This is a genomic window from Mesorhizobium sp. M0152 (assembly GCF_040322415.1).
In the GTDB taxonomy this organism is placed as follows: Bacteria; Pseudomonadota; Alphaproteobacteria; order Rhizobiales; family Rhizobiaceae; genus Mesorhizobium.
Genome location: NZ_JAMYTH010000071.1, coordinates 1 through 14,898 on the forward strand (window position 1 = coordinate 1; position 14,898 = coordinate 14,898).

9 protein-coding genes and 10 pseudogenes are annotated in these 14,898 nt (G+C 58.0%); 7 read left to right on the forward strand and 12 right to left on the reverse strand.

Annotated features, from left to right (window positions below):
• Positions 1 to 80, forward strand: a pseudogene (locus NKJ26_RS33715) (IS6 family transposase); the annotation flags it as partial.
• Positions 81 to 86: 6 nt separating this feature from the next.
• Here NKJ26_RS33715 and NKJ26_RS31980 read toward each other — a convergent pair.
• Positions 87 to 251: pseudogene (locus NKJ26_RS31980) on the reverse strand (phage integrase N-terminal SAM-like domain-containing protein); the annotation flags it as partial.
• A gap of 725 nt (positions 252 to 976) precedes the next feature.
• On the opposite strand from NKJ26_RS31980, the gene ltrA reads away from it, so the two are divergent.
• Together ltrA and NKJ26_RS31990 are read left to right on the forward strand one after the other, a co-directional pair.
• Positions 977 to 1,723, forward strand: coding sequence for a group II intron reverse transcriptase/maturase (ltrA, locus tag NKJ26_RS31985; RefSeq protein ID WP_352699767.1), 747 nt, complete (start codon positions 977 to 979; stop codon positions 1,721 to 1,723).
• Between the two features lie 23 nt (positions 1,724 to 1,746).
• Positions 1,747 to 2,211 carry a group II intron maturase-specific domain-containing protein gene (locus NKJ26_RS31990; RefSeq protein WP_352699751.1) on the forward strand — a complete coding sequence of 155 codons (465 nt, stop codon included), beginning with the start codon at positions 1,747 to 1,749 and terminating at the stop codon, positions 2,209 to 2,211.
• Between the two features lie 151 nt (positions 2,212 to 2,362).
• Here the strand turns inward: NKJ26_RS31990 and NKJ26_RS31995 are convergent.
• The 7 genes and pseudogenes from NKJ26_RS31995 to NKJ26_RS33725 all read right to left on the reverse strand — a co-directional run.
• Positions 2,363 to 2,590: pseudogene (locus NKJ26_RS31995) on the reverse strand (integrase core domain-containing protein); the annotation flags it as partial.
• Positions 2,547 to 3,211: pseudogene (locus NKJ26_RS32000) on the reverse strand (IS6 family transposase); the annotation flags it as partial. The pseudogenes NKJ26_RS32000 and NKJ26_RS31995, both read right to left, overlap by 44 nt.
• Positions 3,212 to 3,261: 50 nt before the next feature.
• Positions 3,262 to 3,407: pseudogene (locus NKJ26_RS32005) on the reverse strand (IS6 family transposase); the annotation flags it as partial.
• 253 nt (positions 3,408 to 3,660) lie between these two features.
• Entirely contained in the window at positions 3,661 to 4,527 is an 867-nt protein-coding gene (gene speE, locus NKJ26_RS32010; protein WP_352699769.1) for a polyamine aminopropyltransferase, read from the reverse strand.
• Positions 4,528 to 4,689: 162 nt separating this feature from the next.
• A pseudogene (locus NKJ26_RS33720) lies at positions 4,690 to 4,853 on the reverse strand (S-adenosylmethionine decarboxylase); the annotation flags it as partial.
• 210 nt (positions 4,854 to 5,063) lie between these two features.
• The gene (locus NKJ26_RS32020; RefSeq protein ID WP_352699755.1) at positions 5,064 to 5,600 is read right to left on the reverse strand and encodes a hypothetical protein; all 537 of its coding nucleotides are present in this window, start codon (positions 5,598 to 5,600) and stop codon (positions 5,064 to 5,066) included.
• 354 nt (positions 5,601 to 5,954) lie between these two features.
• Positions 5,955 to 6,511, reverse strand: a pseudogene (locus NKJ26_RS33725) (IS110 family RNA-guided transposase); the annotation flags it as partial.
• Between the two features lie 389 nt (positions 6,512 to 6,900).
• Between NKJ26_RS33725 and NKJ26_RS32030 the strand changes: the two are divergent.
• Entirely contained in the window at positions 6,901 to 7,368 is a 468-nt protein-coding gene (locus tag NKJ26_RS32030) for an avidin/streptavidin family protein (protein WP_352699758.1), read from the forward strand.
• A gap of 141 nt (positions 7,369 to 7,509) precedes the next feature.
• Here NKJ26_RS32030 and NKJ26_RS32035 read toward each other — a convergent pair.
• Positions 7,510 to 8,218: pseudogene (locus NKJ26_RS32035) on the reverse strand (IS6 family transposase).
• Positions 8,219 to 8,698: 480 nt separating this feature from the next.
• Between NKJ26_RS32035 and NKJ26_RS32040 the strand changes: the two are divergent.
• From NKJ26_RS32040 to NKJ26_RS32050, 3 genes and pseudogenes are all read left to right on the forward strand, one after another.
• A pseudogene (locus tag NKJ26_RS32040) lies at positions 8,699 to 9,251 on the forward strand (integrase core domain-containing protein); the annotation flags it as partial.
• Positions 9,252 to 9,633: 382 nt separating this feature from the next.
• Positions 9,634 to 10,029: a hypothetical protein gene (locus NKJ26_RS32045; RefSeq protein WP_352699760.1), complete on the forward strand. Its 396-nt coding sequence runs from the start codon at positions 9,634 to 9,636 to the stop codon at positions 10,027 to 10,029.
• 40 nt (positions 10,030 to 10,069) lie between these two features.
• A pseudogene (locus NKJ26_RS32050) lies at positions 10,070 to 10,779 on the forward strand (IS6 family transposase).
• A 123-nt stretch (positions 10,780 to 10,902) separates the two neighbouring features.
• Here the strand turns inward: NKJ26_RS32050 and hxsC are convergent.
• From hxsC to NKJ26_RS33730, 3 genes are read right to left on the reverse strand one after another with little or no spacing between them, the layout of a single operon-like run.
• Positions 10,903 to 12,066, reverse strand: a complete 1,164-nt coding sequence (gene hxsC / locus NKJ26_RS32055; protein ID WP_352699761.1) for a His-Xaa-Ser system radical SAM maturase HxsC — start codon at positions 12,064 to 12,066, stop codon at positions 10,903 to 10,905.
• 2 nt (positions 12,067 to 12,068) lie between these two features.
• A complete protein-coding gene (gene hxsB, locus NKJ26_RS32060) occupies positions 12,069 to 13,598 on the reverse strand; it encodes a His-Xaa-Ser system radical SAM maturase HxsB (RefSeq protein ID WP_352699763.1) in 1,530 nt (509 codons plus the stop codon).
• On the reverse strand, positions 13,519 to 13,974 hold the full coding sequence (locus NKJ26_RS33730; RefSeq protein ID WP_502903258.1) for an HxsD-related protein: 456 nt from the start codon (positions 13,972 to 13,974) through the stop codon (positions 13,519 to 13,521). Before NKJ26_RS33730 ends, hxsB begins: the two co-directional genes overlap by 80 nt.
• Between the last annotated feature and the right edge of the window lie 924 nt (positions 13,975 to 14,898).

Here is a 14,898-nt window from a genome sequence, read left to right on the forward strand (position 1 = left end):
TGCTGCTGGAACGCGGCATCGTGGTTTCGTATGAGACAAGTCGCCGGTGGGGCATCAAGTTCGGGCTGGACTGCGCTCGCTGCTTCCTGGAAGGCGCGAACGTCCTCCAGGTCAAGCCGGTCCGGGGATCGGCCACAGTAGCGGGAGAACTTCGCTACCGCGTGCACGTAGGATCGTTGCGTGGCCGGCGACAGATTGCGGATAGTCATGTCCTCGATCATGCGCCGGCGAAGCGGGCTCAACTCGGCCATCTCATTGCTCCTATTCTCAAGGTTGCGCTTCAACAGCAGCTATCCTTCAAAACACAAGCGTCATCCGCAAACCGGTGCACCAAATGCCGCGTCAGCGGCTTCGTTGTGTGCCCAGCATGTTCAACCGCTTGGGGGTGAAAGTCCCTTAGCCAACCTGATGGAGGTGAAGGCTTAGCAAAGCGCAAGGGCATTGCCGCGAGGTGGTGTCTGAAGGAAGCGTGGAGCAAAACCGCGACCTGACGAACAGAAACCGGATATGAGGCATCCCTGGCCGGACGAGCGGGCAACGTATCGCGAAGTCCATATCCATCAAGGGGCAGGGCTGTAGATCCGGCAGGTGCGCGGGGAAGGCGATTGAACTTACCTGGGGAGGCCTGCGTCATGTTCCGACTTCGGAACTGAGGGAACCGCAAGGTGACCTGACCGTGATGCAGGAGTCAGCAGAGGGCGTAGTAGGTGATGCTGTCGGCAAGGCTAGTGAGGCATTCCAAGGCCGAAAGGCGGAGCAAACGGATAGGCCGAGCCGGAAACGATGACCGAAGGCACGAACGATTGGAAGTGGCAAGTAGGACTGGCAACTCATGAGTGGAAAGCGGCAGAAGACCCAGTATTCACTGGCCCTGGAACCGAGGGACCGGGGTGAAGCCCATGTCAGCGGTCACCAAGGGGCCGAACCACTCGTGGCGAAGTCGGCACCCGAAAGCCCGGCTTGGACAGAACAGCTAATGGAGACGGTATGTAGCCGAGAGAATCTGGAAACAGCGTGGAAACGCGTTCGAAGCAACAAGGGCGGTCCAGGCGTGGATGGGATGACCACCGACGACGCCAAGGGCTACCTGCGTGAGCACTGGCCAAGCATTCGGTCTCGATTGCTCGAGGGAACCTATCAGCCGCAGCCGGTCAAGCGGGTCGAAATCCCCAAGCCGGACGGCGGGGTCAGAAAACTCGGCGTACCTTGCGTCGTCGACAGACTGATCCAGCAAGCCCTGCTGCAGGTCCTCCAAGAGCAGTGGGACCCGACGTTCTCGGAGCACAGCTACGGCTTCCGCCCAGGACGCTCCGCCCATCAGGCGGTAGCCCAAGCGCAATGCTACATTGCCGAGGGTCACAGCTACCTGGTTGACATCGATCTCGAAAGATTTTTCGACCGTGTTAATCACGATAGCCTGATCGCGCGCGTTGCCGCGAGGGTGTCCGATAAGCGTGCGCTCAAACTCATCCGGGCTTTCCTCAATGCCGGGGTGATGGAGGATGGCTTGGTCCGTCCGGTGGACGAAGGGACCCCGCAAGGCGGTCCGCTCTCGCCCATCCTAAGCAACCTCCTGCTCGACGACCTCGACAAGGAACTGGCCCGACGTGGTCACCGCTTCTGCCGTTACGCGGACGACTGCAACATCTATGTTCGCAGCCGCCGCGCCGGCGAACGGGTCATGGCTTCTGTAAGCCGGTTCCAGACAAGAAGCTGCGGCTGAAGGTCAAGGAGGCGAAGAGCGCGGTGGCGCGACCGGAGGAGCGGAAGTTCCTGGGGTTCAGCATCTCCAATGATGGGAGCGAGCGGCGCATTGCGCCGAAGGGCCTCGCCAAATTCGAGACGCTGATCCGGGACATGACACGCCGGACACGGGGCATCAGTCTGCCGCAGTTGATCAAGGAGCTTAAGCCATACCTCATCGGATGGCGCGGTTACTTCGGCTTCTGCCAGACCCCACGGGTGCTTACGAACTTGGAAGCGTGGATCCGCCGAAGACTACGCATGTATCTCTGGCAATGGGGGAACGGGCACAACCGCTTCAAGGAACTGCGCCGTCATGGCGTACCAAAGTTCGGAGCTGCGGTTGCCGCCGGTTCACCGACGGGATTCTGGCGTATGTCAGGACACCCGGCGGTCCAACAGGCCCTGCGCAACCATTACTTCGAGTCTCTCGGTCTCCCTCGACTCCATGTCTCTGCCAAAGCTTAATCCGATCGAACCGCCGTGGTACGGACCCGTATGCCCGGTGGTGTGGGAGGGGCGGCGTCGCCAGGCGCCCCCCTATCCCGATCAATCCTGAATGTCGATCCGCATGGATCCTTTGTCAACGGTTTGGCGATAGGCAGGTATGCGTTCGATTTCATATCCGCGCACCAACGCCCCATGTGGCGCGCACCTCGTTGTAGTACCTGCGCCAATCCTCCAACTTTTCGGCCGCGTCGGCAAGCGTCAGGAACCAGTGGGCGTTCAAACATTCCGCCCTGAAGCGGCCGTTGAAGGCTTCGATGTAAGCGTTGTCCGTTGGCTTTCCCGGTCGCGAGAAGTCGAGCGTGACGCCCCTGGTGTAGGCCCACAGATCGAGGTGGCGGGGGGATATGGAACAGGTTGGCAATCGGATCATGAATGGAGACGAAGCGCTGCAAATGGCGTTGTGACTTGAAGCGTTTCATGATCCGTTCCCGTCGCCGGACTGGCTGATGGGAATTCTCCGCCCGATTGTTCAAGCCTTTATGCGAACGGTGATCGACACCCGGCATGATCTCTCGCTTTGCAGCGTCGTAAGACCGAAGCTTGTCGGTGATCATCACGCGCGACGCGCGGCCTTGGCCCTTCAACAGCTTGCGCATCAGACGCTTGGCCGCCTTGGCATTGCGACGACTTTGCACCAGAACCTCCAGGACGAAACCGTCCTGATCGACGGCGCGCCAGAGCCAGTGCTTCTTGCCGCGGATCGAAACGACGGCCTCGTCGAGATGCCACTTGTCACCCAGCCGACCCGCTGAGCGGCGGCGGATCTCGCTGGCAAAGGTCCGCCCGAATTTCTCTGCCCAAAGCCGGACTGTCTGATGCGAGACAATAATCCCTCGTGCCGCCAGCAAGTCCTCGACCTTCGCAAACTGAGAGGAAAACGGAAATAGAGCCAGACAGCATCGGCGATGATCTCGGCGGGGAAGCGATGGCGGCGGTAGAGTGGGTCACGCTCTGTCATAGCCCGTCATCGCACATCGGTATCCACGCTTCGTTAAGTTGACGATGCCCGACCCAGCGGTGGACAGTGGAATGGTCGACGTGAATGCCGCGCTCGGCCAACACTCTTCCAGATCGCGCAGGCTGAGATTGTAGGCAAGATACCAGCGAACGCACAGCAGGATCACGGATCGATCAAAATGGCGGCCTTTGAACATGACAAACTCCCGGAAAAAAGAGCAAGCGTCATGCAGCAAATGACCTTTCCGAAAGTTTGCGACAGAACCTTCCCAGGCACCCGCCTACAATTAGTCCGAAATTATAGGATGGAGCAGAAGCACCTTCGTTTCAGCTTGGCTTTCGTGATGACGGCGATGCCTGATCACCGTCCGGTCCTTGGTCAAAAAGCCCTTCCTTGGCCACGCCGATTGTAGGGACAGTGCCGACGGTCGGGGGCCATATAGCCGGAATTTATCGGCCGCGATCCGCCTGCTCCACCGCCTCGGCAATGTAACCCGGCAACACGAAAGATGCGCGGTGGATCGCGGGCGTGTAGTACCGTGTCGCAAGACCTGCCGCCCGCTCCCGCAAAATGTCCGGATCGACCTCAAGCAAGCTTGCGGTGTCGCTCGCCCAGCCCAATGCGAGGTGACCGCCGAAATACGTCGGCACCGCCACAATATAACAGGTTGCTACGTCAAACGCGGCTCCCAAACCGCGAATGGAAGCGACGAAGTCTTCCTTCTGCAAGAAGGGTACCCCACTTTGCGTGACCGCGATTCCGTCGGGCCGCAAGCATCGGTGCAGATCGCGGTAAAAGGCGGGGGTGAAGAGCGCTGCGCCCGGGCCAACCGGATCGGTGGAATCGACGAGAATGACGTCGAAGCGTGCCATTGTTTCACGGACGAACGCCGCACCATCCGCAATCTCGACCTGAAAGCGTTCGTCGCGGAAGACAGAAGCATTGAACTCCCCGAAATGCTTATGGGAAAAATCAAGCACATTCGGGTCGATCTCGACCTGCGTCAGGGATCTGACGCGGCGGTGCTTAAGCACCTCTTCCGCCAACCCGCAATCGCCGCCGCCGACAATCAGGACATCGCGCGGATCGTCGTGAGCTAGAATCGGCACATGCGCCATCATCTCATGGTACATGAACTCGTCAGCGCTGGTCACCTGCACGGCGCCATCGAGCAGGAGTACCTTTCCGAACACCCGGTTCTCGATCAATTCCATCCGGTGATGTGACGTGACATCCTCGTGTAGAGTCCGTTCTGCTTCAAAGGAGACCCGAATACCGTCAATGAGGGTTTCAGACACGTAATGCTTTTGCGTCATGCACCGTCCCCCCGCATCAGTTCCTTCACCTCCAGCCGCTGTGGCCGGAACCGCCGCGCAGCACGCCGACGCACTGCTCAGACTGAGCCTCGCCGCACAATCAACGTAGCCGCGTTCAGGCCAAGTGTGGATGGAAACATGGCTTTCCGCCAGAACGGCCACGCCGCTCACGCCCCCATTCGGTTGAACGGGTGCAAGTGCAGATGCAGGAGAGTCGCGCCGGCGGCCTCGACACAGTCAATCAAGGTCTGGGCTATATGATCGAGCTCGTCGAGCCGTTCTGCTTCAAACAGGTCGATGATCAGATGCGATCCTACGCACAGCATTCCGCCCTTCTCGATGAAATGATCGGCGTTTTCGAATGCCTCCGACGAGACTTTCGAGCTGTAGTTTTCTTCCTTTTGGGCGGACTTCAGAGGCACTCAACCCATCCCAAATTGGAAGAGGGCGTCGTGAGGCATGGCGTCCTCCCAAACCAGCAGATGTGACCTGCTCATGCAGGTCAGTTCATATATAGTCGCGATCGGAAAAGAACACTAGTCCGCTGATGCTTGTTTCTTTAGAGCATCACAGGCTGACGTCAGTCTGCGATGAATCAGACTGACGTCACGTTTGCTCGGTTCGTCCTGACTACTTGCGATTTGGCCCAGCCGTCGAGTCGCCTTTTCGATTTCTTCGATCGCGGCCCTGAGGCTTTTGACCTTTACTATAGCCTGTCTGCGACGCTTTTGAAGGGCATCCTGCCGTTCCGCATTCGATATCGCTACGCCGTTCTTCGGCGGCCGGCCACGCCGTTTCTGAGGTTGTGCCGGAAAATGGACGTCAATGAGCTTCATGACGATGCGCTCGATGGCAGCCTGTTTCCAGGCTGCCATCGAGCGGTATTGCGCCGGCGGGATTTTTGCGATGCGATGGGCCTCGACAATGGCTTCTGTTGCTGTTCCTGAGAATCCTCCGCTCATGAGTGATGCGACGCCGGTGAGCGTGTTTGCAAAGTGAGGGCTGAAAAATGGATCGCTCCGTTTCGCAGCCGCATAGTCGGTGAGGATCGGCGCTGCAATCTCGCGAAGCATCGCTTCGTTCGGTTCCGCTGGCGACAGCGATGTCGACTGTGTTGAAGGGGGCCTTTCGCCCAGGGGCTTCGGACCTCCAATTCTTCGCAGGTGTTCAATGATCGCCCTGCCGGTCGGCATTATAATGTTTTCGAAACGCTCCCCTGCCTCCATCGTACTTGACCTGTCCCTTTCCGTCAACGACGTAGGTCTTTCCTTTGAAGCCGATCGTGCGCGTGCCCGTCACTTTTTCCTCATATTTACATTATTAACGGAATCTCATGTCGGAGCAACCGGATCGAAATGCCGACACGGACGCATCTTGGCTGGAGCGCCATCCTGGTATCAAGGTAATCGCGCACGATCGTGCCGGCGTCTAAGCATCACCGACGAAAGGTCGTTTGATTGGTCCTCGAGAACCTGTGGCAGGTCGAGCTTTGAACATACCTGCGCCTTGGCGCAGCGCGATCCCGTATTCGAGGCAGAAGGGCCCGCATCTGATTGATCAGGCGCGTTCTCGTTCCGATCATCTGGTCCCGCACCCGGTGTAAAGCCTGCAGGTCGGTTTGTTCCTGGTTCTTGAGCGCTGCAAATCGCATTGTTGGCCGTGTGGCCGCCTCAGCGATCGCCTCCGCGTCGATGATGTCGGTCTTGTTCGACTTGACGTACGGCTTCACAAATTGTGCGGGAATCAAGCGCACCTTATGTCCGAGCGCCTGTGTCTTCCTGGCAATTCATTGAGAGCCGGCGCACGATTCCATCCCCACGATCGCCGGTGATGCGCGCTCGAAGAATTGGAGCAGCGTGTCGCGTCGGAAACGAACCCTCTGGACTGGCACTCCGTCGCTTCCGAGACCGACGACGTGGAATATGTTCTTACCGATAGCAATTCCGTAGACTGCGGCAGGGCGCGGTACGTTGCGTTTTGGCATTGCAACCTCCTTCGGTTTGACAGCCTCATGATGCGGCAGGAGGACAAGGCGGACGCTCGATGCCAAGCGATGCGTTGTGGCCCCACGCTTGCGGTCGGCATGGGGTGAGCCAGCGTCGGGCATGCAAGGCTCTTTTAGTCGATCGCTCGAGCGTTCGCTACACAAGCATCCGGCCAGAGAAAATGGCGGCGCCAACAAAATGTTACCGAATGTCACAGAATTGTCATATGGCTTGGTGTAAGATAACTAATTCTTGGATCCGCCTGCTTTAGATATGGAGTATTAGCGCTGCCTAATGTCGGCTGTTTTGCGAGCATGAGTTGCCGCAACACCCCGCAAGGACAAGGGTGGCAGAATACAGATGCATGACCATGAGGAGGAATACTGGTATGTTTCGTTTTATGTTCGCCGGACTTGGCCTTTCGCTAGCCAGCGCCGCGATGGCTTTTGAACCTGCCTCGTTTGAGCAGTTTTCCAGCTTGGTTGGTGCATCAAGCGCGTGGATGAACGATAAAGGTTCGACTATGGTCCTCTCGTTTGACTCAAATGGTGGGGTTACGGGCCAGTATGTCAATCGCGCCAAGGGCACAGGCTGCCAGAACTCTCCATATCCGATCGCGGGGCGGGTGACCGGCAATTTCATCGCCTTTTCTGTTGGCTGGAATAACGGCCTCGAGAACTGCCACTCGGCGACCGGCTGGACAGGCTATGCAGCCAAGAGCAGCAGTGGGGCACTGCAAATCGTTACAGAATGGAACTTGGCCTATCAAGGTGGATCAGGTCCTGCCGTCACAAACGGTAAAGATTTGTTCACATATACCGAGCCAACGGCAGGCGACGCGCCAATCAAAGACTAACAATATCGAGGCCCGGCTGAACCCAAAAACCTGGTGCGGCGTTTGAGAGTATCTCGGACGTCTGCAGCAAGCCTGCTCTGGGAGATGGGTTCCGTTGCAAAGTTTTGTCTGGTCAGAGAATTTGCCAGAGTGGTGGCGACCTCATGCGGCAGCGAGGATTTCGAACTGCTCGGCGAGAGACGGGTTCGGATTGAAGGCGTACCGCGCCTGTCGTTTGCGCATCATGTGGACCATCTCGATGCCGGACAAGGTGACCGCGGCGGCGTGCGTCGATTTGAAACCGAGCATCGGCCGCACCCGGCACTTGATGCGCCGATGATCCTGCTCGATGCGGTTATTGCGGTATTGGCTTTGGCGGACGCGGATCGGCTTCGAGCGGCGCCGGGAGCAATCCTGCAATCGACTTGTGGCATCGCAGGGAAACAGTGGCTCCCGGTTGGTCTGACTGCTGTCGATGACGATGTGATCGGGACGGCCATGGCGTGCCAACGCTTTTGTGAAGAAACGCTTGGCGGCCGGCAAATCCCGGTATTCACTGAACCAGAACTCGACGGTGTCGCCGACGCTGTCGATGGCGCGAAGAGGTACATCCATCGCCCGCGCACCTTGAGGTAGGTCTCGTCCGCATGCCATTTGCCGGTCACGGCGCACTTGCGCCGGTTGAAGCGTTCCATCAGCAGCGGCGCGAAAAGAACGACCCAGCGATGGATCGTTGAATGCTCGAATGATCGACACTAATGCCACGCTCCGCCATCATTTCTCGAAGATCGCGTAGGCTCAGTCCGTAGGCCAGATACCAGCGAATGCAAAGCAAGATCACGGATTGGTCGAAATGGCGGCCTTTGAACATCTCAACTCTCCGGGGAACACCGGAGCCCAATGCCATGCGCTTCGTTACCACTTTGCAACACATCCGGTGAAAGTCGTCAGCCACTCCGACGATCTCCTCGCCGTCCTGAAGAATCCTGCCTTGAACATTGAACGGGTCGGTCTCTAGGCAGGGCCCTTGTCGCAATGGCATTTCGAGGGGCTGGCGTGCGCGGGTTGCCGGTCATCTGAGCGTATCGCGCACCGCGTATTTCCACGGCGTCAGTGCGGAATCGAGGTCGGCTGGCAGAGCGTCGGGAGGGTCCTGCTGCCAGCACCACCACAGCCGGGCGATTTTGGCGTGCACCGGCCAAGAGACCGGGTCGCAAGGAGGCGGTCAGGTTCTAGAATAGGTCGCCGTACCGCGGGCTGGGACCAGAATCGACCTTTGCCGAAAGCAACAATTGTCCGCTATTGAACGAATTGTCCTGGATCGAACGGACCGGCGGGCCCGCCGCCGAGCGCGAAGCCGAACGCGCGTTGGTCGCTGGATTTCGTCCATGACCAGTTCGCTGGGGCCGGCGCTTCCGCGTGCTCAACATCGTCGACGACGTGACACGCGAATGCCTGGCGGTGATCCCAGACACCTCGATCTCAGGCCGGCGTGTCGCGCGCGAACTGACGGAACTGGTCGCCCGCCGCGGCTAGCCGGGCATGATCGTCTCCGACCATGGCACCGAGTTCACCTCGAACGCCCTCCTCGCCTGGTCGAAGGATCACAAGGTGGAATGGCATTACATCGCGCCGGGCAAGCCGATGCAGAACGGCTTCTGCGAGAGCTTCAACAGCCGCATGCGCGACGAACTCTTGAACGAAACCTTGTTCTTCGGCTCGACCATCCCCGAACAACCATCGCCGAATGGGCAGACGACTACACCCCGATCGCGCCCACATTCGGCGCTCGGATACATCACGCCTGCGGCTTATGCTGCCAATCTCACCGCAACGGACGATCGGCTGCTCAACCCGCGCCATATGGCGTAAAACCCGGCGAGGCTCAAACTGCAGCCGGATGAAAATTAGTGGCAGGTCAAACATCCTCAACATGGCGCGCCATTTGCAGGTCACCTCACGCAAGCCCGCTGTAAGGCTTGCGATCAACCAAGGGTGATTGACCTATGTCGAAGGAAAAAAAACCAGGATATCTACATCAACCAGACGTTCTGCGGAGTTTGGCTGCTCAGCTTCGTGATGAGGCTTCGCGAGCCGAGGCGCGGGCGCAGCGGCTGACAGACGGGGTTGAAGCAGCCGCCTGTCTTCCCGGCTGCTGGAATGCTCTGTCTACCTGCATTCAGGTCCAGCCTCTTTAAGTGGTGCACTGGCCGGCATTGTCGTCGGCCAGCTACTTTCTTGCTTTCTTAAAAGTGCAGCTGTGCTTTGAAATCCGGATATCCGACCATGGGCCATATCGAATTGCTGCCCCAGCTCAAAAAATCGGTGCGACTTAAGCCAATGCATGGCTATGCCTTGGTTCATGCTCGCCATCCATCACAGATTCGCATGGTCGATCCCTCTCACGCGTTCTTTCTGTCGCTGTGCGACAGAACACTCCTCACCTCCGAAATCGCCTATATCTATGGGCAGACATTTGGGCTTACGGATCTTGAAGCAAAGTCCCAAGTAGATCAGCTGCTTAGACTTTATCGGCAGTTTCTCGCGTTCGAAGCCAAACCAAATCCAACTGAGCGATTTAGTCCACAGAAATTCCTCTACCCGGCCGATACCCCCGCCATAGAACGCGCCACCTTCGGAAGTGGCCCGTTCCTGCGGGAATCAGTTTCACTGGCACCGTAAAGTCAACCGACAGCTTATGAAGATGTGCGTACATTGGGCCATGTCAGAAGTTGCTCGTGATCCGCTCTATGGTCGCCACCGCTTTCCCGCCGAGATCATTGCGCACGCGGTATGGCTCTACTTTCGCTTTCCGCTCAGCCTGCGCATGGTTGAGGACATGCTGGCGGCCCGCGGCATCATCGTCACGCATCAGACCGTTCGAAGCTGCGCGGAGAAATTCGGACGGCATTCCGCCCAGGAGATCAATATCAGCCGGCTGCCTGGGCGACAAATGGCATCTCGACGAATGTGTCGTGGCTATCAGTGGCAAGAAGCAGTGGCTCTGGCGTGCCGTCGATCAGGACGGCTTCGTCCTCGAAGTGCTGGTACAAAGCCGCCGAAATGCCAAGGCGGCAAAGCGTCTGATGCGCAAGTTGCTGAAAGCTCAAGGGCGGACACCACGGATCATGATCACCGACAAGCTCCGGTCCTATGATGCCGCCAGGCGCGACCTCATGCCCGGTGTCGAACACCGGTCGCACAAAGGCCTCAATAATCGAGCGGAAAATTCGCACCAGCCGACCCGACGACGCGAAAGGACCATGAAACGCTTCAAGTCGGCACGCCAGCTTCAGCGGTTCGTTTCCATCCATGATCCGATTGCCGACCTGCTCACTTTCCCTGCAATGCGCTGTCATCGGCTCAACATCGAGACCTGCGTAACGCCCCATGCAAATCTGGAACAAAATCGCGTGTCTCGCCGCAGCGTGACAGCCGTCCCGGCCAGCTATCGCTGCATCAATCCGCTGATAACTTTACAGTGCCCTCGAAGCCTAATGGCGCGTGTGGCTTGCTTCGGGGCGAAACGCCGATCGCCTTAGGTATACGTCAGTATTAGCTCAGAAATGGCGAGATGTAGGCGCTTCTAGCGATCTTGCTCGAAGCGAAGAAGCCGCCGCACTCGTCCTTTTTTGTGCAACCCTCACATTCGGCAACATATTCATTCTTCCAGTCGCTGATCGACTGCTTTGCTAAGGCATGGATTGATCCGTCAAGGACACAGAGCTGATGATTGGAGACCGAGACGTTCATTCGAGCCGCGGCGAGATAGCGGACCGCGTTGCCCAACTCCGACCTGTAGTCATGGGGGTCGATCCACAGGCTTCCCATGTTCGCCCGCGTAAAGCCGGTAATCTCTAGCCCCATGAAGGTGACATGGTCGACAAAGGTTAGGTTCCGGAAGATGAACTCCGACAGATCAGTCAGCCCCTTATAGGTCTGCTTGTGCACCACGACTCGGATCTCGACTTCTTGGCCGAGTGACTTGAGGTTCATGATCCCCGCAATGGTCTCGTCGAAGGCCCCCTTCGACTGCACGACATAGTCGTGAACCTCTGGATCGGCGGCGTAGAGCGGAATCCCGACTGAGAGGGCGCCGTGGCCAATCTGGGCATAACGGCGAGCGAATGCCGTGTCGCTGAAGCTTCGGCCATTCGAGAGGATATGGACCGCCGTATTTGGCAGGTGGTCTCTGGCCTTCGACAGGATACGGAAGAACGGTTCCCCAATAATGGTCGGTTCGCCACCCGTGATGCCGAGAAACGGTGTGGCGGTCGGCAGAAGCGGGATAGCCTCGCAGATCTCATCCGCTAGCCAGCCATCGTCGACGTCTTTTGGCGGCTGGGAACACATCAGACAGTAGTGGTTGCAGCGTTCGGTCGTCAGAAAATAGTTGGCGTTGGCCGACGCTCGAAACAGGACCCGAACTGCCTTTCGGCCCGGGACGAATCGAATGACGTCGCCCCCGGCGAGGTACTCGAAGTGGTTGGGCAGCACTATGAACTTACTACTCGTCCGCGCCGCTTCGACGTCAGCCCTGAAGCGTTCGAACGTAACCACCCATTCGTAATCCGGGCTGACAGGGCCGCCGCGAAAAAGATATGCGTCGTGTTGGCGATCGCTGGCATCGACAACTGAGTCGGTCGAGAGGCGAAGCAGAGCCTTTGGCGAACCGCCGTCCACGTTGGTCCAGGTCGCAAATCCGCTAAGGGCGAGCATCGCTAACGTGTCCAGCCCATGAAAAGTTCGCGGATCGACGGATCCTCTTCCATCAGCCCGATCAGCCGCTTGAAGATTGCCATGTTGCGGTTGCAGAAGGATGACCGCGTCTTTAGACCCACAAAGTCGTCCTGTGTCGCCTTGTGGAACACCGGCTCGGAGCCGCAAAAAGGCTCGAACGCGCATTCCGAACACATCGGCGCCGAACCGGCGAAAGACTGTTCGATCGGATCGAGCAGTGCGTCGGACGTGAATATCTCGGCATAAGTGTTTCGATGTACATTGCCGAGGCGGAAGCTCTTGTCGCCCATCTCAGCCAACATCCGCGCCTCGTCCGACGCATAGACGTCGCCGTCGTAATTATAGACGACAGCAGAGATCCCGATCCCCGCCGGACTCATGAGGTCGACGTAGCCGGGCTCGAACGGGGTCAGCATTTTGGTCAGGATGGTCGAGGCATAAAACTCTATGAACGGCGCCCCCCTGCGATTGAGCTCGATGATGTATTCGAGGCCGTCGAAGTAGAAATCGACCCAGCTCTCGGTGTCGTAGGACGCATACCACTTGGTCTTCACGGCGAAGCCGTAGGGAGATAGCGGGCGGAGGAATATGCCGGGGAACTGCATCCTCACATATTCGTCGATGATCTCGCGGCCCATGTCGAGACTGGCTTTGGTCGTCGTCATCAGTGCGCTGACGCGTTCGTGGCCGAGCACCGCCCTGGCCCGGCGGATCCCCTCGACGGCGAGCTCGTAGCTGTTTTTGCCTGGCCTCGGCCGATTGGCGTTGTGAAGCTTGGCCGGACCATCCAGCGAAGTCGAAATAAGAATATCGTGTTCCTTGCAGTACTCCAATATTTCGTCCGTAATGACAGCCAAATTTGTAGTTATCACGAACTGCAGCAATCTCTTTTCGACTTCATTGATCGACTTGGCCTTTTGTACGACGAATCTGATCAGCTCGAAATTCAGCAACGGCTCGCCGCCCTGGAACTCAATCTTGATCGCTGGGCTCGGAGACTGGAAGATGAGCCCAAGCGCCTTGTCCGCCGTCTCTTCGGTCATGTCGAAGGCTGAGCGATCTTCGCTCTGCCTGGATACCTGGCAGTAGGGGCAGGAATGCTCGCACCGCAGCGACATGACCATGATGTGCAGCGCAGTGAAGTTCGCCAGGCGCATTGCTTTAGTGCGAACCTTCGTCGCCAGCATGGCCGGTCCAATGGTCGACGACGAGTCAAACAGGAAATGCTTGCTGCGCAGCCGGGCGTAGACCGGATCGGATGGTTTCAGTTCGTGCCTGACCAAGGCGGCGACGACCGAGCGAGGCTGCACCGAATATTCCCCGGCCTGGTTGGTGATCACGTATCGCTCGTTGTCCAACGGCGAAAAGCGGAACGGGGCCAGCTGATAGTGACCATCCCCAGTTGTCTGGAACTCCGACAGTGGCGAAAATTTAGTCAACGGATTGCAAGCCCGAGCGGGAGAACGCCAGCGCGAGAATGGTGTTGCGGAGCGTGGCTGTCTCGGCGGCAATCACTGACCGCAGATCCTGATCCAGCACCTCCAGCCGCAACCCCTCCACGGCCTTCGCAGCATCTTCCCGCGAGACGGCCTTGGTGAAGTGGAGAACACAGACGGCATTGCCGGCCTCCGTCGAAATGTTGACGGAGGCTTTGGCCGTCATTCGGTATCCCGCCCGCTTAATGCAGTCCAGAGAAAAGACTGACAAATCAAAGGACTCAGTCGCGGACGCAACAAGTTCGGAGGGCTCTGCTTGCATGAACTTAGCAGTACGAATATCCGGAGCAGTGTGATCCGTGGCTGGAATGGCTGGAATGGCTCGTGTGATAGGCCATCTGGATCTCTCGACCCCGCGAACGATCCAGGACCACACCAAAGCCGTCGGCATCAATAAGTCTGTTATTGCCCGAACTTGGCTCTACTTGAGGTGCAGCCTCAACAGCTAGGGTCGGCTGCAGCTGAGTGCCCATTAATATTGTCGCCGACAGAGCGATCGGTGAAAGAAAACTGCGCTTTGACATTCAAACCCCTCCTGTAGCATAGCCGACGCAAGAAGATACCGGAACTGGGCGTCCCGCCTCGTTGCTCTTTTTGGTACTCGGAGAGCCCCCCAATGGGCCTCACGATTCCGATATCTCAGATACTTCCCAAATACAACTAGGTTGACAGTCGATGCTCAACAAATACGATAAGTTTGAAGTTCATTCGTTAACGAGTTGTTGGCGCGCGCCCTTGCATGGACGGCTGGCAACCGACGTACTACGCCGGGTGAGGCCCGACATTCATCGCCCACCCCTGCCTGCCGACAAATCCGGCGGGACGGGTTCCGGCGATCTGCCGCCCGGCGACTGCGATCTCACACGCTGGCGTTCTGGTCAAAACTGCCGCCGACGGCCGAGATGGGCCGACAGTGGACAGGCAGCTTCTGGAATCCAAAAAACCATGGCAGGCTTTCAAGCCGGTGGGATTGATGTCTCTAATATAACTGGCTCTATCTGCACCCCCTGGGCCGGCCTTTCGCCCCGGAAGCCGACTTTTTTCGGTGGTCCAAGGTCCGAGGATTACGCCGGCTGGAGCAAGGCAAGAAGATGGCGAGCGTGCTCGCAACGTTGATTGTGCGAGCAGCGCGATGTGTGAATCGACATCACGGTACCCCCTCGTCGCCGTGAGCGTCGCAGTCATGAGTGCGCGGTGCTTCTAAGAGACTAAATCGGGGAGGTGTATTTGGTAAGCGCGTAGGCATCCCCACGTAGCGTGCAGGCGGTTGATCGCTCATTTTCAGCATGAATCATGCGGAGAATCCTGTGAGCGA